21 protein-coding genes and 2 other annotated features are annotated in these 25326 nt (G+C 40.0%); all 21 genes read left to right on the top strand.

The window, feature by feature from the left end:
• Position 1 precedes the first annotated feature (1 nt).
• The 21 genes from CFT42_RS01760 (at position 2) to CFT42_RS01860 (ending at position 25312) form a co-directional block, all read left to right on the top strand.
• Positions 2-466 carry a DUF441 domain-containing protein gene (locus CFT42_RS01760; RefSeq protein ID WP_088808882.1) on the top strand — a complete coding sequence of 155 codons (465 nt, stop codon included), beginning with the start codon at positions 2-4 and terminating at the stop codon, positions 464-466.
• A 21-nt stretch (positions 467-487) separates the two neighbouring features.
• Positions 488-1612 (top strand): citrate synthase, encoded by a 1125-nt coding sequence (citZ, locus tag CFT42_RS01765; protein ID WP_088808883.1) that lies wholly within the window; start codon positions 488-490, stop codon positions 1610-1612.
• A gap of 13 nt (positions 1613-1625) precedes the next feature.
• Complete coding sequence (gene icd / locus CFT42_RS01770) at positions 1626-2888, top strand: NADP-dependent isocitrate dehydrogenase (RefSeq protein ID WP_088815245.1); 1263 nt, start codon at positions 1626-1628, stop codon at positions 2886-2888.
• Between the two features lie 144 nt (positions 2889-3032).
• Positions 3033-5660: a DNA polymerase I gene (gene polA, locus CFT42_RS01775; protein ID WP_088815246.1), complete on the top strand. Its 2628-nt coding sequence runs from the start codon at positions 3033-3035 to the stop codon at positions 5658-5660.
• A 9-nt stretch (positions 5661-5669) separates the two neighbouring features.
• Positions 5670-6491: a DNA-formamidopyrimidine glycosylase gene (mutM, locus tag CFT42_RS01780; protein WP_088808886.1), complete on the top strand. Its 822-nt coding sequence runs from the start codon at positions 5670-5672 to the stop codon at positions 6489-6491.
• 9 nt (positions 6492-6500) lie between these two features.
• Positions 6501-7109 carry a dephospho-CoA kinase gene (gene coaE / locus CFT42_RS01785; RefSeq protein ID WP_088808887.1) on the top strand — a complete coding sequence of 203 codons (609 nt, stop codon included), beginning with the start codon at positions 6501-6503 and terminating at the stop codon, positions 7107-7109.
• A gap of 33 nt (positions 7110-7142) precedes the next feature.
• Positions 7143-7607: a transcriptional regulator NrdR gene (gene nrdR / locus CFT42_RS01790; protein WP_088808888.1), complete on the top strand. Its 465-nt coding sequence runs from the start codon at positions 7143-7145 to the stop codon at positions 7605-7607.
• Positions 7608-7613: 6 nt separating this feature from the next.
• Positions 7614-8978, top strand: a complete 1365-nt coding sequence (locus CFT42_RS01795; RefSeq protein ID WP_088815247.1) for a replication initiation and membrane attachment family protein — start codon at positions 7614-7616, stop codon at positions 8976-8978.
• A 9-nt stretch (positions 8979-8987) separates the two neighbouring features.
• Entirely contained in the window at positions 8988-9908 is a 921-nt protein-coding gene (gene dnaI, locus CFT42_RS01800; RefSeq protein ID WP_088808890.1) for a primosomal protein DnaI, read from the top strand.
• A 59-nt stretch (positions 9909-9967) separates the two neighbouring features.
• Positions 9968-10193 (top strand) — a binding site (T-box leader).
• A gap of 67 nt (positions 10194-10260) precedes the next feature.
• A complete protein-coding gene (gene thrS / locus CFT42_RS01805; protein WP_088808891.1) occupies positions 10261-12183 on the top strand; it encodes a threonine--tRNA ligase in 1923 nt (640 codons plus the stop codon).
• An 88-nt stretch (positions 12184-12271) separates the two neighbouring features.
• Entirely contained in the window at positions 12272-12856 is a 585-nt protein-coding gene (yihA, locus tag CFT42_RS01810; RefSeq protein WP_088808892.1) for a ribosome biogenesis GTP-binding protein YihA/YsxC, read from the top strand.
• A 120-nt stretch (positions 12857-12976) separates the two neighbouring features.
• Positions 12977-14287, top strand: coding sequence for a glutamyl-tRNA reductase (hemA, locus tag CFT42_RS01815; RefSeq protein WP_088815248.1), 1311 nt, complete (start codon positions 12977-12979; stop codon positions 14285-14287).
• Positions 14277-15209, top strand: a complete 933-nt coding sequence (gene hemC / locus CFT42_RS01820; protein WP_088815249.1) for a hydroxymethylbilane synthase — start codon at positions 14277-14279, stop codon at positions 15207-15209. The genes hemA and hemC overlap by 11 nt, the downstream gene beginning before the upstream one ends.
• The gene (locus CFT42_RS01825) at positions 15206-15922 is read left to right on the top strand and encodes a uroporphyrinogen-III synthase (RefSeq protein WP_088815250.1); all 717 of its coding nucleotides are present in this window, start codon (positions 15206-15208) and stop codon (positions 15920-15922) included. Before hemC ends, CFT42_RS01825 begins: the two co-directional genes overlap by 4 nt.
• Positions 15912-16889, top strand: coding sequence for a porphobilinogen synthase (gene hemB / locus CFT42_RS01830; protein ID WP_369821457.1), 978 nt, complete (start codon positions 15912-15914; stop codon positions 16887-16889). The genes CFT42_RS01825 and hemB overlap by 11 nt, the downstream gene beginning before the upstream one ends.
• Before the next feature lie 2 nt (positions 16890-16891).
• Positions 16892-18181: a glutamate-1-semialdehyde 2,1-aminomutase gene (hemL, locus tag CFT42_RS01835; protein WP_088808897.1), complete on the top strand. Its 1290-nt coding sequence runs from the start codon at positions 16892-16894 to the stop codon at positions 18179-18181.
• Between the two features lie 40 nt (positions 18182-18221).
• Positions 18222-18441 (top strand) — a binding site (T-box leader).
• Between the two features lie 48 nt (positions 18442-18489).
• Positions 18490-21141 (top strand): valine--tRNA ligase, encoded by a 2652-nt coding sequence (locus CFT42_RS01840; protein WP_088815251.1) that lies wholly within the window; start codon positions 18490-18492, stop codon positions 21139-21141.
• A gap of 57 nt (positions 21142-21198) precedes the next feature.
• Entirely contained in the window at positions 21199-22479 is a 1281-nt protein-coding gene (locus CFT42_RS01845; protein ID WP_088815252.1) for a bifunctional folylpolyglutamate synthase/dihydrofolate synthase, read from the top strand.
• Positions 22480-22720: 241 nt separating this feature from the next.
• The gene (locus CFT42_RS01850) at positions 22721-23431 is read left to right on the top strand and encodes a prepilin peptidase (RefSeq protein ID WP_088815253.1); all 711 of its coding nucleotides are present in this window, start codon (positions 22721-22723) and stop codon (positions 23429-23431) included.
• Complete coding sequence (radC, locus tag CFT42_RS01855; protein WP_088808901.1) at positions 23428-24093, top strand: RadC family protein; 666 nt, start codon at positions 23428-23430, stop codon at positions 24091-24093. Before CFT42_RS01850 ends, radC begins: the two co-directional genes overlap by 4 nt.
• A 205-nt stretch (positions 24094-24298) precedes the next feature.
• Positions 24299-25312 carry a rod shape-determining protein gene (locus tag CFT42_RS01860; RefSeq protein ID WP_088808902.1) on the top strand — a complete coding sequence of 338 codons (1014 nt, stop codon included), beginning with the start codon at positions 24299-24301 and terminating at the stop codon, positions 25310-25312.
• Positions 25313-25326: the final 14 nt, after the last annotated feature.

The raw sequence follows: 25326 nt of genomic DNA on the forward strand, positions 1-25326 counted from the left end.
AATGTTTACAGAAAGCATGCTATTTTTACTCTTATTTTTATTACTAGGGATTATCGCCAAAAACAACTCATTAATTATTGGCGTGGCGGTTGTCATTTTACTAAAACTTTTTGCGGGAAATACAAAGATTATGGAAGTGGTTCAAGCAAAAGGGATCAATTGGGGGGTTACCATTATTACGATTGCCATCTTGATTCCGATTGCGACAGGACAAATTGGCTTTAAAGACCTGATTGAATCGTTTAAGTCACCAGCTGGTTGGATTGGCTTATCGGCGGGTATCTTAGTATCCATTTTATCTAGAAAAGGTGTTAGTTATATGGCTGCGGATCCGCAAATTACGGTTTCGCTCGTTTTTGGGACGATATTAGCTGTTGTGTTATTTCGAGGCATTGCAGCTGGCCCTGTTATTGCGGCAGGGATTGCCTACATGGCCATGCAACTGGTTACTTTCTTTACAAAATAAGAAGCGTGAAGGAGGATTTCTATGACAGTTTCAAAAGGATTAGAAAATGTTTACGTAGCAGAAACGTCTATTAGTTCGATTATAGACGATACATTAAAATATGTGGGCTACTCGATTGATGATTTAGTCGAAAATAATGTGAGCTTTGAGGAAGTTGTTTACTTGCTCTGGCATCTTAGACTTCCGAATAAGGAAGAGTTGATTAAGTTTAAAGATGAAATTAATGAGCATATGGCTATATCTGACACGATTATTACGAGCTTACGCATGCAAAATCATCAAAAATTACACCCGATGAGTGTGCTCCGGACAACGGTTTCCATGCTGGGTGTGTTTGATACAGAATCGGAGCTTGATGACGGTGAGTCCATTTATAAAAAAGGGTTGCGTTTACAGGCGAAAATGCCGACAATTGTTGCTGCTTTTGCGCGCATTCGTAGAGGACTTGATCCAATTTCACCAAAGCCTGGGCTCAGTGTTGCAGCTAATTTCCTGTATATGATGACAGGGGAAGAAGCTGATCCTCTATCTGTTGAGGCGATGAATAAGGCGCTTGTGCTACACGCTGACCATGAATTTAACGCTTCAACTTTCACAGCGCGTGTTTGCGTCGCGACCTTATCAGATGTTTACTCTGGGGTTACTGCAGCGATTGGTGCTCTAAAAGGACCTCTCCACGGGGGAGCAAATGAACGAGTTTTTGATATGCTTGTAGAAATTGATAGTGCTTCTAGTAATGTGCGCGACTATATTCAATATAAAATCGATCAAAAACAAAAAATTATGGGCTTCGGGCACCGTGTTTACCGCGGCGGCGACCCACGTGCGAAACATTTAAAAGAAATGTCTGAGCGTCTTACAAAAGAAAAAAACGAGGAAAAATGGTTTGAACTGTCTAGCCAGGTAGAAGAAGCTGTTTGGGAATTAAAGCATTTGCGTCCAAACGTTGACTTTTATTCGGCGTCAGTCTATCATGCGCTTGGAATTGATGCAGATTTATTTACGCTTGTCTTCTCAGTAAGCCGAGTTTCAGGCTGGCTGGCACATATTTTTGAACAATATCGTGATAATCGCTTAATTCGCCCGCGTGCGATTTACGTAGGGCCAGAAGCGCGCGTTTATCAACCAATTGAAAAGAGAGTTTAAGGAGGAAAATGGAATGGCTGAAAAAATCACTGTACAAAATGGCGTTTTAAATACACCAAATGAACCGATTATCCCTTTTATTGAAGGAGACGGGACTGGACCAGATATTTGGCGTGCTGCACGTCGTGTCCTCGATGCTGCTGTCAAAGAAGCTTATGCAGGAACTCGTAAAATCGAATGGAAAGAAGTGCTTGCTGGTGAAAAAGCATTCGATCAAACAGGCGAATGGCTGCCACAAGAAACGCTTGACACAATTCGTGAATACTTCATTGCGATTAAAGGCCCACTTACAACACCAATTGGTGGCGGAATTCGTTCGTTAAACGTTGCACTTCGTCAAGAATTAGACTTATACGTTTGCCTTCGTCCAGTTCGCTATTTTAACGGTGTACCTTCGCCTGTTAAACGACCGGAGGACACTGATATGGTCATTTTCCGAGAAAATACGGAAGACATTTATGCAGGCATTGAGTTTAAAGAAGGTAGTGCAGAAGCTGAAAAACTCATTTCATTCTTAAAAGCTGAATTTGGCGTTGATAAAATTCGTTTTCCTGAAACGTCTGGAATTGGCGTTAAACCAGTTTCTAAAGAAGGGACTGAGCGCCTTGTTCGTGCGGCTATTGAATATGCGATTAGTGAAAAACGCGAGTCGGTGACACTTGTCCATAAAGGAAACATTATGAAATTTACCGAAGGGGCGTTTAAAAACTGGGGTTATGAGCTTGCTGAACGCGAGTTTAAGGATCAAGTGTTTACGTGGAATCAATACGACCGCATCAAGGAAGAGCACGGCGCGGCGGAAGCTGATAAACAACAAAAAGAAGCGCTTCAGGCAGGAAAAATTTTAATTAAAGATTCGATTGCGGATATTTTCTTGCAGCAAATTTTAACGCGTCCAGCTGAATTTGATGTTGTGGCGACAATGAACTTGAATGGTGATTACATTTCTGATGCGCTAGCTGCCCAAGTTGGTGGGATTGGAATTGCTCCTGGTGCGAATATTAATTACGACACAGGACATGCCATCTTTGAAGCAACACACGGGACGGCACCGAAATATGCTGGTTTAGATAAAGTAAATCCATCTTCTGTTATTCTTTCAGGGACACTTCTTTTAGAGCATATTGGCTGGGGAGAAGCGGCTAAGAAAATTACTGATTCCATGGAAAAAACCATTGCTAGCAAAACGGTCACATACGATTTCGCTCGTCTAATGGATGGCGCGACCGAAGTTAAATGTTCGGAATTTGCGGATGAATTAATTGGAAATCTATAAAAATGTACAGTTTTACTGGGCTGTATTTGTGAAATGATAAAAAAACGTTCGGAAAAGTTGGAGATAATCTCCAGCTTTTTCTTTTAGCCAATATATATGGTAAAATGGTCATAAGTGAGAACTTGAATAGAAGGAGGTTTTCCTGTGAGTAAATTAGTATTAATCGACGGGAATAGTATTGCAAATCGCGCATTTTATGCGTTGCCATTATTAACAAATGACAAAGGAATTTATACGAATGCGGTGTATGGTTTTGCAATGATGTTAAACAATGTCATCGATAATGAAAAGCCTGACCATGTGTTAGTTGCTTTTGATGCAGGAAAAACAACTTTTCGGCATAAAACGTTTAAAGAATATAAAGGTGGACGACAAAAAACGCCAAGTGAACTTTCGGAACAATTTCCGTTTATTCGTGAGCTTTTAGATGCTTATGATATTCCACGTTATGAGCTAAAAGATTATGAAGCCGATGATATTATTGGCACGCTTGCAAAAAAAGCAGAAAGCGAAAATATGGAAACGGTTATCATTACAGGTGACCGGGATTTAACACAGCTTGCAAGCGAAAAAGTAACGGTTTATATTACTAAAAAAGGCATTACAGATATGGAAAAAAATACGCCGGAGACTTTGCAGGAAAAATATGGTCTTACACCGGAGCAAATTATTGACATGAAAGGTTTAATGGGGGATTCTTCGGATAATATTCCAGGGATTCCGGGCGTTGGGGAAAAAACGGCGCTTAAATTGCTGCATGAATTTGGTGGGACGGTCGAAGGCGTTTTAGCGCGCGCTGATGAAATTTCTGGCAAAAAGCTGAAAGAAAAAGTGCTAGACAATAAAGAGATGGCGATTTTAAGTAAGGAACTGGCGACAATTAATACGGATTCACCGATTGAAACGTCGCTTGCTGATACGAAATACGCTGGATTCCAGGCGGACAAAGTAGTTCCATTTTTAAAGGAGATGGATTTTAAATCCATTTTGAAAAATTTTGATGATGAAGCAACCGAGAAACAGCCGCTTGCTGAAATTGAATTTGAAACGATAACTGAGTTTACGAGCGCGCATTATGCGGATAAGACGGCCCTTTACATTGAATTAGAAAATGAAAATTATCATACGGCTGGTTTTGTTGGTTTTGCCGTTCATTCGTCAAAAGGGACATTTTTCTTTAATGAAAAGACTGCTCAAGCAAGTGAAGCGTTTAAAAACTGGCTTTCCTCAGAAAAAAGTCAAAAGATTGTGTACGACGCGAAAAAAACAAAGGTGGCGGCGAGTCGCCTTGGAATTCTCTCGGAAGGGCTGACTTTCGATATTATGCTTGCTTCGTATTTGCTTAATCCGTCAGACAACATTGATGATTTTGCGAGCGTTGTGGTGCGCCATGATTATGATAATGTGCAAACGGACGAGGCGATTTACGGTAAAGGAGCTAAGCGCGCTATTCCGGAAGAAGAAATTGTCGCAAAACATTTAGCTTATAAGGCGGTTGCTACATTTGAGCTTGAAAAGCCGCTCATTCGTGAACTTGAAAACAATGAACAATTAGCGCTTATGACTGACCTAGAACTGCCGCTTTCAATTGTTTTGGCAGACATGGAAATGCAGGGCGTTCGTGTGGATTCGAAGCGGTTGCTGGAAATGAAGGCGGAGCTTTCCGAACGAATTGCGACGCTTGAAAAATCGATTCATTCGCTCGCTGGTTATGAATTTAATATTAATTCACCGAAACAACTTGGTGTCGTTTTATTTGAAAAGCTGAATTTGCCTGTTATTAAGAAAACTAAAACGGGTTATTCAACCGCTGCTGATGTTTTGGAAGCTTTATCGGGCAGTCATGCGATTATCGATGAAATTTTAGTGTATCGCCAGCTTGGAAAAATTCAGTCAACTTATATTGAAGGCTTGCTAAAAGTGATCGACAAGGAAACGCAAAAGGTGCACACGCGTTTCAATCAGACTTTAGCTCAAACGGGTCGTTTAAGCTCGGTGGATCCGAATCTTCAAAATATCCCAATTCGTCTGGAGGAAGGGCGGAAAATTCGACAGGCGTTTGTGCCGAGTGTCGCGGGTTGGAAGATTTTTTCGGCCGATTATTCGCAGGTGGAACTTCGTGTATTGGCACATATTTCGGGTGATGAGAACTTAATTTATGCCTTCCAGCATGATTACGATATTCATACGAAAACGGCGATGGACGTTTTTCATGTGAGTGAGGGCGAAGTGGATTCGCTCATGCGTCGGCAAGCGAAGGCGGTTAATTTTGGGATTGTTTACGGAATTAGCGATTATGGTTTGTCACAAAATCTTGGGATTACGCGAAAAGAAGCGAAGGATTTTATTGACCGCTATTTTGCGAGCTATCCTGATGTGCAAGAATACATGCATTCTATCGTACGTTTTGCAAAAGAAAAAGGATACGTGGAAACGATTTTACATCGCAGACGCTACATTCCTGAAATTACGAGTCGAAACTTCAATGTTCGTAGTTTTGCTGAACGGACGGCGATGAATACGCCTATTCAAGGTAGTGCTGCTGATATTATTAAAAAAGCGATGATTTTGATGCAAGATCGTTTAGAGAAAGAGAAATTAGAAGCGCGCTTACTACTTCAAGTGCATGATGAACTGATTTTTGAAGCTCCTGAACACGAAATTGAGATTTTAGAAAAAATAGTTCCGGATGTTATGGAAAATGCAGCTCTGTTAAACGTTCCGCTAAAAGTGGATACGGCATTTGGAAACACTTGGTATGACGCGAAGTAAGGAGCTATTATGCCAGAATTACCAGAAGTTGAAAACGTTCGAAGTACACTTTCAGACCTTATTATCTCGAAAAAAATCGACCAAGTGACGGTAAATGTACCGAAAATGATTGTACAGCCTGAAGCGGATGAATTCGTTCATTTGCTTGTGGGAGAAAAATTCGAAGCGGTCAGACGCCGTGGCAAATTTCTCATTTTTGATTTAACGAATTGTTCCATCTTGGCACATTTACGCATGGAAGGGAAATTTCGATTGCATCACGAAACCGATGAAGTTTCGAAGCATACGCATGTTATTTTCCATTTTACTGATCAAACGGAATTGCGCTTTTTAGATGTTCGTAAATTTGGCACGCTTGAACTGATTGAAAAATTTGGTGAAGCAAAAACGCGTTCCATTCAAAAATTGGGTCCTGAACCGCTTGATGCGCAGTTTTTGAAAGCGCCATTTGCGGCTGGCTTAAAGAAAACAACACGTGCGATTAAAACTGTGCTTTTAGACCAAAAGTTAGTTGCAGGGGTTGGAAATATTTACGCGGACGAAATTTGTTTTATGGCGAAAGTGATGCCAACTCGGCCGGCGAATTCCTTGACAAATACTGAAATTACGCGCATTTATGAGGCGACAAAAACGATTATGGCAGAGGCTGTTGAACTGGGCGGCTCCACGATTCGCACCTATGTGAATTCAGAAGGAAAACTCGGTCGTTATCAGGAAAAACTGGTTGTGTATGGTCAAAGCGGCGAGCCTTGCCCGATTTGCGGGACGGAAATTGAAAAAATAAAATTAAATGGACGCGGGACGCATTTTTGTCCAAAATGCCAAAAGTAGGTGGAAATGATGGGAATGACAATCGGACTTACGGGAAGCATTGCAACGGGAAAATCGACGGTTAGCAAAATGCTGCAAGATGCTGGTGTTCCAGTGGTTGATGCGGATATTTCAGCGCGCGAAGTCGTCATGCCGGGTACAACTGGGCTCAAGCAAATTGCTGAGGCTTTTGGGACGGATATTTTACAAGCAGATGGGACGCTTAATCGCGCCAAACTTGGCGAAATCATTTTTGAAGACGCGGCGAAACGAGAATTGCTGAATCAAATTGTCCATCCACTTGTACGTGCCGATATGCTCGCTAAACGACGAATCCTTTTTTCTAAAGGGGAAAAGTGGGTTGTGTTTGATATTCCGCTCTTGTTTGAAAGTAAATTGACAGATTTAGTCGATATTACGCTTGTCGTGGCAACGAGCGAAGAAACGCAGTTAGCGCGGCTCAAGAAACGCAATCATTTAACTGAAAAAGAAGCGCGGCTTAGAATAGAAAGTCAAATGCCCATCGCCGAAAAACGACTTTATGCAGATATCGTCATTGATAATGATGATTCGCTTGCTACAACAAGAAAACAAGTGGATGAGTTTTTACAGCGACTAAAGTCATGGTATAATGAATAAAAAAGAAATGAGTCTTAGGAGTTGAACGAATGAATGAAATGTCCTACGTGCAAATATAATGGTACACGTGTTGTGGATTCAAGACCAGCTGATGATGGAAACTCCATTCGTAGAAGACGTGAATGTGAGAAATGCGGTTTTCGTTTTACAACCTTTGAAAAAGTGGAAGAAAGTCCGCTTGTTGTCGTAAAGAAAGACGGGGCACGCGAGGAATTTGCTCGTGAGAAAGTGCGCCGTGGTCTAATTCGCGCTTGTGAAAAGCGTCCTGTTAGCATGGAACAACTAGAAGAAATTGTAACGGAAATTGAGCGCGAACTTCGAAATATCGGAGATAGCGAAGTTCCTTCTGACCTCATCGGCGAAAAAGTGATGAATAAACTTGCGAAGCTTGATGAAGTTGCCTATGTGCGCTTTGCTTCGGTATATCGTCAGTTTAAAGATATTAATGTGTTTGTAGATGAATTAAAAGAACTTATGGATAAAAATAAAAAAGGATGATAGCAGTTGAGTGAATTCTGGATGGAACTAAGACCCGTCGATGCTTATCGTGTCAAAATGAACGGCGTCATCACACATTTCGATCAAAAAGTGGCGACAATGCTTTATCAGCCGCTTATGGGCGCGAATTGTCTTGCTATTTATCAGACGCTTCTTGCTGAAGTCGAGGAGAATCGCTTGTGGAGCAAAGAACACGCGCATACACAACTTCTAAATATGCTTTCTTTAAGCTTAAAGGATTTTTTTGATGCGCGCATAAAACTTGAAGGTTTGGGACTCCTAAAAACCTACGTGCAGACAGAAAATGAAGACCGTCGTTATGTGTATGAAGTCTTGCCACCGCTAAGTCCTGCGCAATTCTTCAACGATGGTTTATTAAATATTTATTTGTATAGTAAAATCGGGGCGCGCCAGTACAACCGGCTACGTCAATTTTTTGCTGATGATGCCTTTCATGAGTCCGATTTTCAAGAAGTGACGCGTGCCTTCCAAGACGTGTTTGAAGCATTTCGCTTGAATGAAGTGGCGAGTCCAGAAGTGGAAAACGAAGAGTTGTTTGCTAAAAATCGGCCGAAAGAAATTGAACTGGACGCGAAAAATTTTGATTTCAAGACGTTCTACCAAATTTTGTCGCCGAATTTAATTCGCCGTTCTGCCATCACAAAAGAAGTGGAGCAGACGATTTTAAATATGAATAGCATTTACGGCACCGCTGAAAAGGAAATGACGAGCTTTTTATATCGCGCATTAAATACAGACGGCTCCATCAATTGCGAACTTTTGCGGAAAATCATTCGGGACAGCTATCAAATTGAGCACCGCGCTCTGCCGACTTTGCAGACGAAGCAGGAAAATGTAGACGCAGCGCCTCCGCTCGAAATGAATGACGAAACAGCGTTACAACTCTACCTTGAACGTGTGACCCCGTTCCAACTTTTAGTCGATATTGCGGACGGAGCAACGCCTGCTGAAACGGATTTACGCGTTGTCGAGGACGTGATGACACAACAAAATTTACCAGAACCCGTCATGAATGTGCTCATTGAATACGTCCTTTTACGGCTTGACCGCAAGCTTTCGAAGAACTACATGATGACGATTGCGGCTCATTGGAAGCGTAAAAATGTGAAGACGGCAAAGGAAGCAATGGAGCTGGCGCTTTCTGAACATGAGAAATATAAACGTTTGAAGGAAGAACCGGAAAATAACACAAAACGAAATCGTCATTTTTCCCAAAATAAAAGAAAAGAAGTGCTGCCAGATTGGTTCGATAAAGAAGAAACCAAACCAGCAGACAGTAAGCTCTCGGATAAAGAGAAAACAGCACTTGAAGAGCAAGTTCAAAAAATAAAAGAACAATTGAAAAGGTAGGTGAAACAAGTGGATAAAATCGAACGTACGCTAGGCCAGTTATTTGAAGGACGGGACTTTGAAAAGGAATACCAACAAGTGAAAGAACAAGTCCTGTCGTATGAACCTATTCGCGCATTTTTGGCGGAAAACAAGACGGATATTTCCGAACAAATGATCAATCAAAATATTTCTAACCTTTATGAATTTATGACGCAAGACCGAAATTTTAAAGAAAAGAAAGAAACGCTTATGCCTGGATACGCGCCAAAACTTGTTTTAAACGGTGAATTTATGACGGTGACATACTATCCAACACCAGAAAAAATCGAACAAGACAAGCGCCGTGCTGTAGAAAGACGGATTCGCTCGCTTTATATGCCGAAACAAGTTGTCGAAGCCTCGCTCGACCAATTTTACACAGATGAGGATGCGCGGCAATATGCGCTCGTGGAAGCTTTTAATTTTTTGAAAGAATATGAAGCTGATGCTGGCATGGTAAAAGGCTTATATATTCATGGTAGTTTTGGTACAGGAAAGTCCTATTTGCTAGGAGCCATTGCAAGAGAACTCGCGCTACGCGGCGTTTCGACAACGCTTGTTTATTTACCTGAGTTCATGCGTGAAATTAAGCAATCGATTTCCGATAATACCGTAGGCGAAAAAATCCAGTTTGCCAAAGAAACAGAAGTCCTTATGCTCGATGATATTGGGGCAGAAGCGATGACAGCTTGGACGCGCGATGAAGTGCTCGGCGCGATTTTACAATTCCGCATGCAAGAGCAACTGCCAACATTTTTCTCATCGAACTACAACATGGCACAACTCGAAAACCACCTTACTTTTTCACAAAACGGGATGGAAGAGCAGCTAAAAGCACGACGCATCATGGAGCGCATTCGCTTTTTAGCCAAAGAAATCGAATTGAACGGCACCAATCGCCGAAATTAAAATTTTTAAAGAAAAGCTTGCAAAAAAATTTCTTTATGCGTATAATGAGTACTAATAAATCACAAGTAATGATAAGGACAACCGCTTAATGGCATGTTTCAGAGATGGAGGGGTAGCTGAGAACCTCCTAACAGTAAATTAAGTTGGACCACCTTTGAACTTCTATCTGGAACGCTTAGCTAGTAAAGATAGACGATTCGCTCACGTTAACGGCGACAAGAGGGAGTAAGCTCGTCTTATTCCAAATCTTGGGTGGAACCACGAGTATACAAACTCGTCCCTTGTTTAGAGGGGCGAGTTTTTTTGTTGTTCTTTATTCATTAGTTGTAATCTAAATAAAGGAGTAGATCACATGAAAATTTCATTCCCAGATGGCGCAGTAAAAGAATTTGATAAGGGCGTTTCAACTGCAGACATCGCAGAATCAATCAGCCCAAGTCTTAAAAAGAAAGCATTAGCAGGAAAAATAAATGGCACATTGGTTGACTTAGTGACACCAATTGAAGAAGACGGGGCAATTGAAATTGTGACTCCTGACCACGCGGATGCGCTTGGCATTTTACGTCACAGCTCCGCTCACCTTTTAGCTCAAGCGGTAAAACGATTATATCCAGATGCTAAATTTGGCGTTGGACCAGCGATTGACACAGGATTTTACTATGACATTGATACAGACAGCGTGATTAGTGAAGAATCATTTGCTGCGATTGAAAAAGAAATGCAAAGTATTGTGCGCGAAAACTTACCTATTTCTCGCGAAGTGGTTTCTCGTGACGAAGCAATTAAACGGTTTAAGGCTATCAATGATCCTTATAAAATTGAATTAATTGATGCCATTCCTGAAGATGAGAACGTCACAATTTATACGCAAGGCGAGTTTTTCGACTTATGCCGCGGAATTCACGTGCCATCTACAGGCAAAATCCAAATTTTCAAATTGTTGAGTGTTGCTGGGGCATATTGGCGTGGTGACAGCAATAATAAAATGCTTCAACGGATTTACGGAACTGCCTTTTTCGATAAAAAAGACTTGGCGAACTTTTTAAAAATGCAAGAAGAAGCTCGTGAACGTGACCATCGTAAACTTGGAAAAGAGCTCGATTTATTTGCAAACTCAGCTGAAGTTGGTCAAGGGTTGCCACTATGGTTACCGAAAGGCGCAACAATTCGCCGCGTGATTGAGCGTTACATTGTAGATAAAGAAGAACGTTTAGGTTATAATCACGTCTACACTCCAGTAATGGCGAATGTTGAGTTGTATAAAACAAGTGGTCACTGGGATCACTATCATGAAGATATGTTCCCAACTATGAAAATGGATAATGAAGAGCTAGTTCTTCGCCCAATGAACTGCCCGCACCACATGATGATTTATAAAAATGACATTCATAGTTACAGAGAATTACCAATTCGTATCGCGGAACTTGGTCTTATGCACCGCTACGAAATGAGTGGCGCACTTTCTGGCTTACAACGTGTTCGAGGCATGACTTTAAACGACGCACACGTTTTCGTTCGTCCTGACCAAATTAAAGATGAGTTTAAACGCGTGTTGGAACTTATTTTAGAAGTGTATAAAGACTTCAATATCAACGACTTTAATTTCCGTCTAAGCTACCGCGATCCTGAAAACACTGAAAAATACTTTGATGATGATGCGATGTGGGAAAAAGCGCAAACTATGTTAAAAGAAGCGATGGACGAAATGGGCATGGATTATTTCGAAGCAGAAGGTGAAGCTGCTTTCTACGGACCGAAACTCGACGTGCAAGTTAAAACTGCGATTGGCAAGGAAGAAACACTTTCGACAGTACAACTGGACTTCTTGCTCCCTGAACGCTTTGATTTAACTTATATCGGGGAAGACGGGGAAAAACATCGCCCAGTCGTGATTCACCGCGGTGTAGTTTCGACGATGGAACGTTTTGTTGCCTACCTAATTGAAGAGTATAAAGGGGCTTTCCCAACTTGGCTTGCGCCCGTGCAAATGGAAATTATCCCAGTTAATGCAGATGCACATTTAGCCTATGCAAAAGATGTGCAAGACAAATTGCAACGCGCTGGTCTACGTGTAGAAATTGATGACCGCAATGAGAAACTCGGGTATAAAATCCGCGAAGCGCAAACTCAAAAAATCCCTTACGCACTCGTTCTTGGGGATCAGGAAGCAGAAAGCGGCGAAGTAAATGTCCGTAAGTACGGTTCAAAAGACTCCGAAACAATAAAACTAGAAGACTTTATCCAAAAAGTGCTTCAAGAAGTGAATAAATATTAAGCAAATGCGCTTTTCTTGCAATAGTTGTTGTGAGAAAAGCGTTTTTCCGTTATACTAGAACGAGATTAGAAAAGCGAGGGCTTAAATTATGGATGTAAATCATGTAGAACTTGTCATTAGTGCGGTTTGGCAAGAGCAATATCCGGCAGACTCTTTGCCTGAATTTGCGCTAGCAGGACGCTCTAACGTTGGGAAATCTTCATTTATCAATAAAATGATTCGCAGAAAAAGCATGGCGCGAATCTCACAAAAACCTGGCAAAACGCAGACACTTAATTTTTATAAAATAGAAGAAAAATTTTATTTTGTCGATGTTCCAGGCTACGGTTTTGCTAAAGTTTCTAAGCGTGAGCGTGAAAAGTGGGGCGAAATGATTGAAACGTATATTACTTCACGCGAACAATTGCGGGCAGTCATTCAAATTGTTGATTTAAGACACAAACCAACAAATGATGATGTAATGATGTACGAATTTCTTAAATACTATCAAATTCCTGTCATTATTATTGCGACAAAGGCAGATAAAATCCCGCGTAGTAAATGGCAGAAACATGCTAAAATCGTACGCGAAACACTCGATTTTGATAAAGATGATAATTTCGTCATGTTCTCTTCGGAAACAGGTATGGGGAAAGAAGAGGCATGGGAATTCATTGAACAAAAGATGAGCTGAATGACGACCATTCAAGCTCATTTTTTTGTGGCAGATTATAATTTTTACAAACTAGCTAATTGAACTTCGACCTAGTAAAATGCTAAAATAAAATTATCTCAATTGTAGGGGGACTTTTAGATGTACATATTGTCTGTCGGGCTTAACCATAAAACGGCACCCATCGAGATTAGGGAGAAGCTCGTCTTCCAAACATCAGCAGCAGAACTGGCACTGAGCACATTAAACAAGGAAAAAAGCATCCTTGAAAATGTGATTATTTCAACATGCAATCGAACCGAAATTTTCGCTGTTGTGGATCAGCTTCACACAGCGCGTTATTATATGAAACGCTTTCTTGCAGAATGGTTTCAAGAAGATATGGATACACTCGCGAATTACCTCTTTTTTTACGAGGAAAAACAGGCCGTTAAGCATCTCTTTGAAGTTGCTGCCGGGCTGGATTCACTCGTTTTGGGGGAAACGCAAATTTTAGGTCAAGTCAAACAAGCTTTCCAATTGGCGCAATCAGTTGGAACAACCGGAACGCTATTAAACCAGCTTTTTCCTGAAGCGATTCGATTTGCAAAAAAGACACACCATGATACACGCATAAATGAAAATGCGGTTTCAGTGAGCTACGCAGCCGTTGAAGTCGCAAAATCAATTCATACAAACTTAGATAAGCAATCCGTCTTATTACTTGGCGCTGGCAAAATGAGCGAACTCGCATTAAAAAATTTAACTGGCAGCGGTGTGCAAAACGTTACAATTATGAACCGAACCGAGCAGACTGGTTTTGAGCTCGCACGTCATTTTCATGCGTCGTTTTCACCGATGCAAAAATTACAAGTGGAAATGGAACAAGCGGACATCATTATCGTTTCAACTGGGGCAAATGAATTCGTTATTACGGAAAGCATGGCAAAAAATGCCGTTTTAAAACGGTCAAAGCCACTGCTCATTATCGATATTGCTCTGCCACGTAATGTCGAACCTGCATGCGCACAATTAGCCAATGTATTCTTATATGATTTAGATGATCTGGACGGTATTATTTCGGCAAATACGGAAGAACGCAAACAAATCGTTAAGGCCTTAGAATTTGAAATTGAAGCCGAAACTGCTGCCTTTTTTGAATGGGAGAAGCAGTTAGGTGTTGTTCCTTTAATTCGTGAACTTAGAGAAAAGGCGCTATGCATTCAATCTGAAACGATGAAAAGTCTAGAGAACAAGCTGCCGGGCTTGACGGAGCGTGAGTATGTGCTGATTGGCAAACATATGAAGAGCATTATTAACCAACTTTTAAAAAATCCGGTTTCAGAAATCAAGGAAATGTCCATTGACGCCGATTCTGAAATGAAAATCCAATTATTTAAAGAAATTTTTGGACTGCAGGTAACTGAATCTTCGCAGAACGCTAAAGAAATGAGGAAAACCTATGAAACGTGAAATAATTGTTGGCTCAAGAAAGAGCAAACTAGCTTTAACGCAGACGGGGCATGTCATCAGCGCATTGCAAGCAAAATTTCCAGATGTTACGTTTAAAATTCATGAAATCGTGACAAAAGGCGACCGAATCTTAGACGTCACGTTAAGTAAAGTTGGTGGAAAAGGACTTTTCGTTTCAGAAGTTGAGCAGGCTTTAGTTGATAAAAAAATTGATTTCGCTGTTCATAGTATGAAAGACGTGCCTTCCGAACTGCAAGAAGGTTTAACAATTGGCGCTATCCCAAAAAGAGAATCTCCTTATGATTGCGTTGTTTTTGCAGAAAAAACCAACTTGGATGAGCTTCCGCAAGGCGCTGTCATTGGAACGAGTAGTTTACGTCGTGCTTCGATGTTAAAACGCTATCGCGCAGATTTTCAAATCAAGTCAATTCGCGGCAACATCGATACGCGCTTAAAAAAATTGTATGCGGAAGATTTCGATGCTATCCTTCTGGCAGAAGCTGGTTTATCGCGTATGGGCTGGCTTTCTGATGAAACGTTAAGACGGCAAACCCTCGATGCCACAACTTGCTTACCGGCAGTCGGACAAGGTGCCCTCGCAATTGAATGCCGAAATGATGACGCAGAAGTACTCGCGATGCTTAGCGAAATCCATGATACAGAAACGGCTTTTTGTGTACGTGCTGAACGCGCCTTTTTAAAAACGCTAAACGGCGGCTGTGAAATCCCAATTGCTGGTTTTGCCCAAAAAGAAGCTGACGGCGGACTTGTCTTCACTGGATTCGTTGGAAGCGTTGATGGCATGACACGCTTAGACGTGCAAACAAGTGGCGACACCCCAGAAACAATTGGCATTGAAGCGGCCAATATCCTTTTAAAGCAGGGCGCAAAAGAACTAATTGATGCGCTTCGTTCGCTATGAAGACGGTCGTTTTAACGCGTGAAGTAGCGAAAAATCACGAGGCCATTCGAAATCTAGAAAAAAAGGCTATTCGCGCTATTTCGATACCACTAATTGAAACACGCCCACTCCCGTTAGAACAAGAAATAATTCTTGATACGTATGACTGGCTTTTTTTTACAAGCCAAAATGCTGTGCACTATTTTTTCAAGCGTTTCAAAAAATGTCCACCTACACTCAAAATAGCTGTCATTGGTTCAAAAACAGCAGATGCCTTAAAAAAATATAATTTGCATGCTGATTTTATTCCGAGCGAATTCGAAACGGAGGCTTTTGTTTTTGAGTGGTTACAATTTATAAGTGGAAATCCGGCGGTCCTTTTTCCGCAAAGCTTGAAGGGGCGAAGCGTTATCCCCACTTTACTAGAAGAAAAAGGGATTTTGGTGAACCGAGTGTTTTTATATGACACGTTTATGCCGGAAGTTGCACCTAGTCAGTTGCGCGCTTTCATGGAAGCAGAAGACAACTTTTACATCGCTTTTGCGAGCCCTTCTGCATGGGAAAATTTTAAGAAAATTATTAAAAAAAAGGCTGTTTGTAAATCAGTTAAAATTGCTTCGATTGGCTCTGTTACAAGTGAAGCAATCGAGCGAGATGGCTTTAAAGTCGATGTTCAGCCGACAATATTTACGATGGATAATTTACTAAAGGAGATAGAAAATGATGAATTTTGATAGACATCGCCGACTAAGGTCATCTGGCGCAATGCGTGACTTAGTTCGTGAAAATACCTTAACAATGAACGACTTCATATACCCACTTTTTATTAAAGAAGAAGGCGATGAGGTGACAGAAGTTGCTTCTATGCCGGGCGTGTACCAATACCCTCTATCTGCATTAAAGCAAGAGATAGAAAGCGTTGTTGCGTGCGGTATCCAAGCAGTCATTTTGTTCGGAATTCCTTCTGAAAAAGATGCAATCGGAACAGGTGCCTTTCATTCGCACGGTATCATTCAAAGAGCGACGCAACTAATTAAAGAAACATATCCCAATCTTCTTGTAGTCGCTGATACGTGCCTATGCGAATTTACTGACCACGGGCATTGCGGGCTTGTTCAAGGTGAACGCATCTTAAATGATGAATCGCTTGACATTCTCGTTCAAACCGCTGTCAGCCAAGCGAGTGCCGGAGCTGATATTATTGCGCCGTCCAACATGATGGACGGCTTTGTCCAAGCTATCCGCCGTGGCCTTGACGAAGCAGGTTTTGAAAATATCCCCATCATGTCATATGCCGTGAAATATGCGTCAGCTTTCTATGGCCCGTTTCGTGATGCCGCAGATGGCGCGCCGCAATTTGGCGACCGGAAGACGTATCAAATGGATCCAGCCAATCGCCATGAAGCCTTTTTAGAAGCTAAAAGCGACGAAAAAGAAGGCGCAGACTTTATTATCGTCAAACCCGCTTTAGCGTATTTAGACATTGTTCGCGATGTCCGAAACGAAACACATCTACCCGTTGTCGCCTATAACGTAAGTGGCGAATACGCAATGGTTAAAGCCGCTAGCCAAAACGGTTGGATTGATGAAGAAAAAATCGTGATGGAAATGCTCCTCAGCATGAAGCGCGCAGGGGCTGACTTAATCATCACTTACTTTGCGAAAGATGTTGCGACTTATCTAAACAAGCAGGAGGGATAACATTGGATTTTTCAAACTCAAAAAAAGCTTTTTCTGAAGCAATAAAGCTCATGCCTGGTGGGGTCAACAGCCCTGTTCGGGCATTTAAATCGGTCGACGCAGCACCCGTCTTTATGGACCACGGAACTGGTGCCTATTTAACTGACATCGATGGCAACAACTATATTGATTATGTTTTATCTTGGGGGCCACTCATTTTAGGCCATGCAAATCCAAATGTGGTGGAGGCCCTGACAAAAACTATCCAAAAGGGCACAAGTTTCGGGACGCCCACAGAAATTGAAAATGAATTAGCTAAACTGGTCATTGACCGTGTGCCATCAATTGATATTGTGCGTATGGTTTCTTCAGGTACGGAAGCAACGATGAGCGCCATTCGCCTAGCAAGAGGCTACACAAAACGCGACAAGATTTTAAAATTTGAGGGCAGCTATCACGGTCATGGTGACTCTCTTTTAATTAAAGCAGGGTCTGGTGTCGCAACGCTTGGTTTACCTGACTCTCCCGGTGTCACGAGCGGACTTGCACAAGATACTATTACCGTCCCTTATAACGATTTAGAGAGTGCGCGTCTAGCTTTCAGTCATTACGGCGAGCAAATTGCATGCGTCATCGTTGAACCCGTTGCTGGGAATATGGGTGTGGTTCCACCAATTGCCGGCTTTTTAGAAGGACTTCGCAAGCTCACTACTGAATATGGTAGTCTGCTTATTTTCGATGAAGTAATGACAGGTTTCCGCGTCGATTATTATTCTGCTCAAGGCTACTATGTTGTGACGCCAGACTTAACGTGTCTTGGGAAAGTGATTGGCGGGGGAATGCCCGTTGGCGCTTATGGCGGAAAACGAGAAATTATGGAACAAATTGCTCCAGCTGGGCCTATTTATCAGGCCGGTACATTGTCGGGTAACCCATTAGCTATGACCGCTGGCTATGAAACGATTTCTCAGCTAACGCCACATCACTATGACCAGTTTCGCAGCTTAATTAAACGTATGGAAGAAGGCCTCACAAGTATTTCAGCAAAATATGAAGTGCCGCTATCTATCAATAAGGCGGGTTCCATGTTTGGCTTTTTCTTCACAGACAAAAAAGTGACGAATTTTGAAGAAGCTAAGACGAGCGATTTGAATTTCTTTAATGCTTACTATCGCGAAATGTTAAATCAAGGCATTTTCTTGCCACCATCTCAATTTGAAGGCATTTTCATTTCTACAGCTCATACAGAAAAGGAAATCGATAAGACGCTTGAAGCTTTTGAACAAACGTGTAAAACATTGAAAGCCAATTGACGAAATAGCCTCATTTTGGTAAACTACAAATATATATTGATAAAAAGCTTTGAAGAGGAAGAGTAAATTATTTTCGTTTTTTTAGAGAGAAAGTGGTTGGTGAAAACTTTCATTCGAAATAATTGAAGGTAGCCTCGGAGCTGCTTTTCTGAACAATAAAGTAGGAGAAGCCGGTGAAACTCATCGTTAAACGAATGAAGTGCTCAAAATTTTTGAGTAAAAAGGTGGTACCGCGAATCCAAACTCTTTTCGTCCTTTTATAAGGACAAGAAGAGTTTTTTTATTTGATAAAAATAGGAGGTTTTAAGATGGAAAACCAAAATGAAATTGAAATGCCAACTAAATATGAACCAAATAACGTAGAAGAAGGTAAGTATGCTTGGTGGCTTGAACAGGGCTTTTTTAAAGCAGAAGGGAATTTAGAAAAAGAGCCTTATAGCGTTGTAATTCCCCCGCCAAACGTGACTGGTAAACTTCATTTAGGGCACGCTTGGGACACTACATTGCAAGACATTATTACCCGTATGAAACGCATGCAAGGTTTCGATACATTATATTTACCGGGTATGGATCATGCTGGAATCGCTACTCAAGCAAAAGTGGAAGCTAAATTAAAAGAATCAAATATTTCTCGTCATGACATTGGCCGCGAAAAATTTCTTGAGAAATCTTGGGAATGGAAAGAAGAATATGCCTCTTTTATTCGCGAACAATGGGAAAAATTAGGGTTAGGTCTAGACTATTCAAGAGAACGCTTCACGCTAGACGCAGGTCTTTCAGATGCTGTAAAAAAAGTTTTTGTTTCTCTATACGAAAAAGGTTTAATCTACCGCGGACAATATATTATTAACTGGGATCCGGTTGCTAAAACTGCGCTTTCCGATATTGAAGTTATTCATAAAGAAGTGGAAGGAAACTTCTACCATTTAAAATACCCTCTAGCTGATGGTTCTGGCTTTTTAGAAGTGGCAACAACTCGTCCTGAAACCATTCCTGGCGATACAGCGGTTGCTGTGCATCCAAAAGACGAACGCTACACACATTTAATTGGGAAAACTATTTTACTTCCCATCTTAAATCGCGAAATCCCAATTGTTGCAGATGAGTATGTGGAACGCGACTTTGGCTCTGGCGCTGTTAAAATCACACCCGCTCATGACCCTAATGATTTTGAAGTTGGGAACCGTCATGATTTACCACGGATTATTATTATGAATGAAGACGGTACAATGAACGAAGCTTCTGGTAAGTACAACGGCATGGATCGTTTTGAAGCACGTAAAGCTATCATTCAAGATTTTAAAGAGCTTGATTTATTTATTAAACAAGAACCTCATATGCATGCAGTAGGGCATTCAGAACGTACTGATGCTGTCGTAGAGCCATATTTATCTATGCAATGGTTCGTCAAAATGGGACCTTTAGCAGAAGCTGCTATTGCGATACAAAAAGAAGAAGAAACAAAAGTTAATTTCGTTCCAAATCGCTTTGAGAAGACGTATACCACTTGGATGGAAAACATTCACGATTGGTGTGTATCAAGACAACTATGGTGGGGGCATCGCATTCCTGCTTGGTATCACAAAGAAACTGGCGAGATTTATGTTGGTGAGAAAGCACCAGAAAATATTTCTGAATGGGAACAAGATGAAGATGTCTTAGATACGTGGTTTAGTTCTGCACTTTGGCCTTTTTCAACTATGGGTTGGCCAGATACTGATGCTTCTGATTATAAGCATTTCTTCCCGAATCACACATTAGTAACAGGATACGACATCATTTATTTTTGGGTTTCACGAATGATTTTCCAATCCGTGGAATTCACAGGAGAACGTCCATTCAAAGATACACTTATTCATGGACTTGTACGTGATGCAGAAGGACGTAAAATGTCAAAATCTCTAGGCAATGGCGTAGATCCAATTGATGTTATTGATAAATATGGCGCTGATTCATTGCGTTACACACTATCAACAGGAACCTCACCAGGGCAAGATTTGAAATTTAGCTTTGAAAAAGTTGAAGCATCTTGGAATTTTATTAATAAAATCTGGAACGCTTCACGATTTGCGCTTATTAATATGGATGGCTTACAATACGATGAAATTGATTTATCAAAAATTATTGAAGTAAGTGATAAATGGATATTAACTCGTTTAAATGAAACCATTGAAACTGTTACTGCACTTTCTGAAAAATACGAGTTTGGAGAAGTGGGACGGACATTGTACAATTTTATTTGGGATGAGTTTTGTGATTGGTATATTGAAATTGCAAAAATTTCCTTGTACGGTGAAGATCAAGAAGCGAAGAAAACTACTCGTTCAGTTCTTGCTTTTGTACTGGATAATACAATGCGATTACTTCACCCATTTATGCCATTTGTTACAGAAGAAATTTGGCAAAATTTACCGCATAAAGGCGAGTCTATTACTGTTGCTGCATGGCCGCAAGTAGATGAAAGTCAGATTGATTGTGCATCATCTGAAGCAATGAAAACTTTGGTTGATATTATTCGCGCAGTGCGTAACATCCGAGCTGAAGTTAACACACCTTTAAGTAAACAAATTAAAATTGAACTTAAACCAGCCAATGAAAAATTCAAAACCATTTTGGAAGAAAATATTTCTTACCTTGAACGCTTCTGTAATCCAGAAACGTTGACAATTTCTTTTGATTTGACACCATCTGATTCAGCAATGACCGCAGTCATATCCGGTGTAGAAATCTATTTACCATTAGAAGGTTTAATTAATATTGAGGAAGAAATTGCTCGCTTAGAGAAAGAACTTGAGAAGTGGAACAAAGAAGTGGCAAGAGTTCAAGGCAAACTATCCAATGAACGCTTTATTTCAAAAGCTCCGGAAAAAGTTGTTGCAGAAGAAAAAGCGAAAGAACAAGATTATTTAGCTAAAAAAGCATCCGTTGAAGAACGTATTGCTAATTTGAAGAAAAACTAATCTAAATGACAGCCTTATTGAATAAGATAGGGCTGTTTTTTAAGGGAGCTGGTATATTTGAAATTCACTTCATATGATGAAGCTTTAGATTGGATTCATGGAACGTTACGCCTAGGAATTAAACCAGGGCTTTCGCGAATGGAAAAAATGTTAGAAACGCTAGGAAATCCAGAGAAAAAAGCAAAATGGATTCACGTTGCTGGAACTAACGGAAAGGGTTCTACATTAACATTTATTCGCTCCGTTCTTGAAGCAGAAGGATATCGAATTGGGACTTTCACATCCCCATATATCGAACGGTTTAATGAGCGCATTTCTGTCAATAATGAACCGGTTTCAGATGAGATGATTGTAACGTTAGCTAATCGTGTTGCTCCTATAGCTTCCGAAATCGCCAAAACCGATCTTGGCCCTCCATCAGAATTTGAAATTATCACGACAATGATGTTTCTTTACTTTGCAGAATATGATCAAATCGATTTTGGAATCATTGAAGTTGGGTTAGGTGGCCGCCTTGATTCAACGAATGTGTTAACGCCACTTATTTCTGTTATTACAACAATAGGCCTTGATCATATGGAGTTTCTAGGTAATTCTATTGAAGAAATTGCGCTTGAAAAAGGTGGTATTATCAAGCAAAACGTCCCAACCGTTTCAGGTGTAGTTCAACCAAGCGTGATAGATGTATTGCAAAAATTAGCCAATAAGCAAAATTCTACTATTTATTTTTACGGCAAGGATTTTAATTCTAAAAAAGTTTCAAAAAATAGTTTTGTTTTTCATACAAAAAATCAAGAACTTCCTAATCTTGAAACAGGTTTAAATGGTGATCACCAAATTCAAAACGCTTCTGTTGCCATTCAAACGTTATTCATTTTACGGGAAATAGGTGATATTTCTCTAACTACGAAATCTATTTATCAAGGCTTAAAAGAGGCTTTTTGGCCGGGAAGATTAGAAAAAATTCAAGGGCTGCCTAATTTTGTCTTGGACGGCGCACACAACCCTGAAGGCATTCAATCGCTTATTAATAATTTACAACACGAAGATAATATAGAACTTCTAATTAGCATTTTAAGTGATAAAGATTATACGAGTATGATTCAATCTCTAAAAAAACTTCAACATGTACAGCTCTATCTAACAACTTTTGATTTTCCAAGATCTCTTTCGAAGGACGATGTGAAACGAATTTCAAAAGAAAACGGAATAAACGCTGTACTAGATTGGAAAGAATTTATACAGGAAAAACAATCGGCTAAATTGACGACGACTATATATATTTCAGGCTCGCTCTATTTTATTTCGGAAGTTCGAAAATTTTTATTAAGAAAGTAGTGTTTGATTTTCTCCTCCTAGATGGGGGAGTTTTTTTAATATAGTTTATCGCAAACTAAAATGCAAACGGTGAAAAAAAGATTTTACGAAGAAAGTCTGCCTAGAAAATTGCATTTTTAACTAAGCAAACTTTACGAATTTAAATGTAATTCATTTCCAAAATAGATTTTTATCAATATGACTTTCTTAAAAAATACTGATAGAATCTAGAAAAAATGGAGGTTCAAATAAATTGTGCTATATGTTTGTTTTTATTTACAGTTCGATCTTTGGTTCTTTTTTACACGTTTGCGCGCAAAATTCACCACAAAAGAAACCATTTCTATTTCGCCATTCTCATTGCGATTACTGCAAACAGGAAATCTCATTAAAACACATGATTCCAATTGTTTCATATATCGTCCAAAAAGGGAAAACAATTTGCTGTCAAAAAGCGCTACACAAGATGTATTTTTGGCAAGAAATTACTTTTCCAATTTTAATGCTTGTCCTGTATCAATTTTATCTTATGCATCATATCGGTATGGTTCATTTCATTGTATTTCTCTTTTTGTATTATTTTCTTTTAACAGATATTTATTTTCTGCATGTTCCTAACCTTGCATTGGGCTTTTTTCTAACAATAATACTCATTTTTCAATTTTTAAATCAAGCGGTTTTATTCGCTACTATACAACTTATAATTAGCTTTATCGCTTATAGTGCCTGTTATTATTTTGTCAAAAAAGGATTTGGACTAGGGGATATTAAAATATTGATTATTCTAGGTACTGCAGTTGGATTTGCAACAAGTTATAAAATATTTATCTACGCGCTGACAATTGCTGCCATTTCTTTAGGTGTAGCCTGTTTAACCCATAAAATTTCGCGAAAAAAAATGATTCCTTTTGTCCCATTTATATTTCTTGGGTATTTAAGTTATTTATGTTTGAAAGTCGGTGGATTTGAATGAATTTAAAATTGGACGACCCGCCTAGGGAAAAATTAGTAAGGCATGGCCCTGATGCACTAACTCTCTCTGAATTGATGGCTTTAATTATTGAAACAGGAACAAAAAACGAGTCTGTCCTTTCTGTGGCGAATCGGATTGTTATGCGCTTTAGGGAACTGGATAGCGTTCAACACGCTACAATCGAAGAATTTCAAAAAATAAATGGTATCGGCATTGCAAAAGCTGCGAAAATTGTTGCAGCACTTGAAATGGGAAAAAGGCTAAATCAAAACGAAAAAAGCACAACTTATGTGATAAAAACACCGTTTGATGCAGTTTCAATTGTGCAGCCGGAACTTAGTTTTTTATATCAAGAACATTTTCACTGTGTCTTTTTAAATGTTAAAAATCAAATTATTCATCGCGAAACAGTGTTTATCGGTAGTTTAAACATTAGTGTTGTGCACCCACGTGAAGTTTTTCGAATTGCACTAAAATTATCTGCTGCTTCGCTTATTTGTTTTCATAATCATCCATCTGGTGATCCAACGCCTTCACAAGAAGATATCAGAGTCACAAAACGGCTTGCAAATTCTGGTGAGCTATTAGGTATTCGCCTGCTAGACCACATTATTATAGGCAAAAACAGCCATCTTAGTATGAAAGAAAAAAAGTATTTCTAAAGAAAACTTTAATTTTATTTCTTCTTATTAAAAATTAATGCCGTGATGAAACAGTTATGTTATAATGTAATGGTTGTATATGTGTTTAGATAGAAATAGTGGCACTCGAGGGATAAGGTAAACTTAATTTTTGAACTGTGCAAATGTGTCAGCTTCATTGATTACTTATACAAAAGTTAATTTTTGAAAGAAAAGGAGAATACAGATGTTTGGATTTGGAAACAAAGATATCGGCATTGACTTAGGAACTGCGAATACACTTGTATACATGAAAGGAAAGAGCATTGTTTTAAGAGAGCCTTCCGTTGTTGCAATGAAGAAAGACACGCAAGAAATAGTGGCAGTTGGTAATGAAGCTAAAAATATGATTGGTAGAACACCAGGCAATATTGTAGCTATTCGTCCAATGAAGGACGGGGTAATCGCGGATTATGATACAACAGCAGCAATGATGAAGTATTATATCCAAAAAGCTAGCAAAGGAATGAGCGCTAGCAAACCATTTGTAATGATTTGTGTTCCTTCTGGCATCACTGGCGTAGAAAAACGAGCAGTTATTGATGCAACAAGACAAGCTGGGGCAAAAGATGCTTATACAATTGAAGAACCATTCGCTGCAGCAATTGGTGCTGGGCTTCCTGTATGGGATCCGACTGGTAGCATGGTTGTCGATATTGGTGGGGGAACTACTGAAGTTGCTGTTATTTCTCTAGGAGGTATTGTCACAAGCCGTTCAGTACGTACTGCAGGTGATGACCTTGATGAATCTATTATTAATTACATTCGTAAAAAATATAACTTACTTATTGGCGATCGTACTGCTGAGTCCATTAAAATGGAAATTGGTTCTGCCGATGCTACAAATCTCAATTTAGAACCTTTCAGTATACGTGGTCGTGATTTGGTAACAGGCTTACCAAAAACAATCGAAGTAACACCTGAAGAAGTTAGCGAAGCACTATCCGATACCATTTCAGCTATTATTGATGCAGTTAAGAGTACACTTGAAAATACACCACCTGAATTGTCAGCTGATATTATGGATAAAGGTATTGTACTTACTGGCGGAGGTGCGTTACTGCGCAATTTAGACTCTGTCATTTCTGAAGAAACAAAAATGCCTGTAATTATTGCGGATGAGCCGCTTGATTGTGTGGCAATTGGGACAGGGAAAGCACTTGAAAATATGGACTTGTATAAAAAGAAAAAAATGAACTAAATGGAACACTCATT

The organism is Listeria goaensis (genome assembly GCF_900186125.1).
Taxonomy (GTDB): Bacteria; Bacillota; Bacilli; order Lactobacillales; family Listeriaceae; genus Listeria; species Listeria goaensis.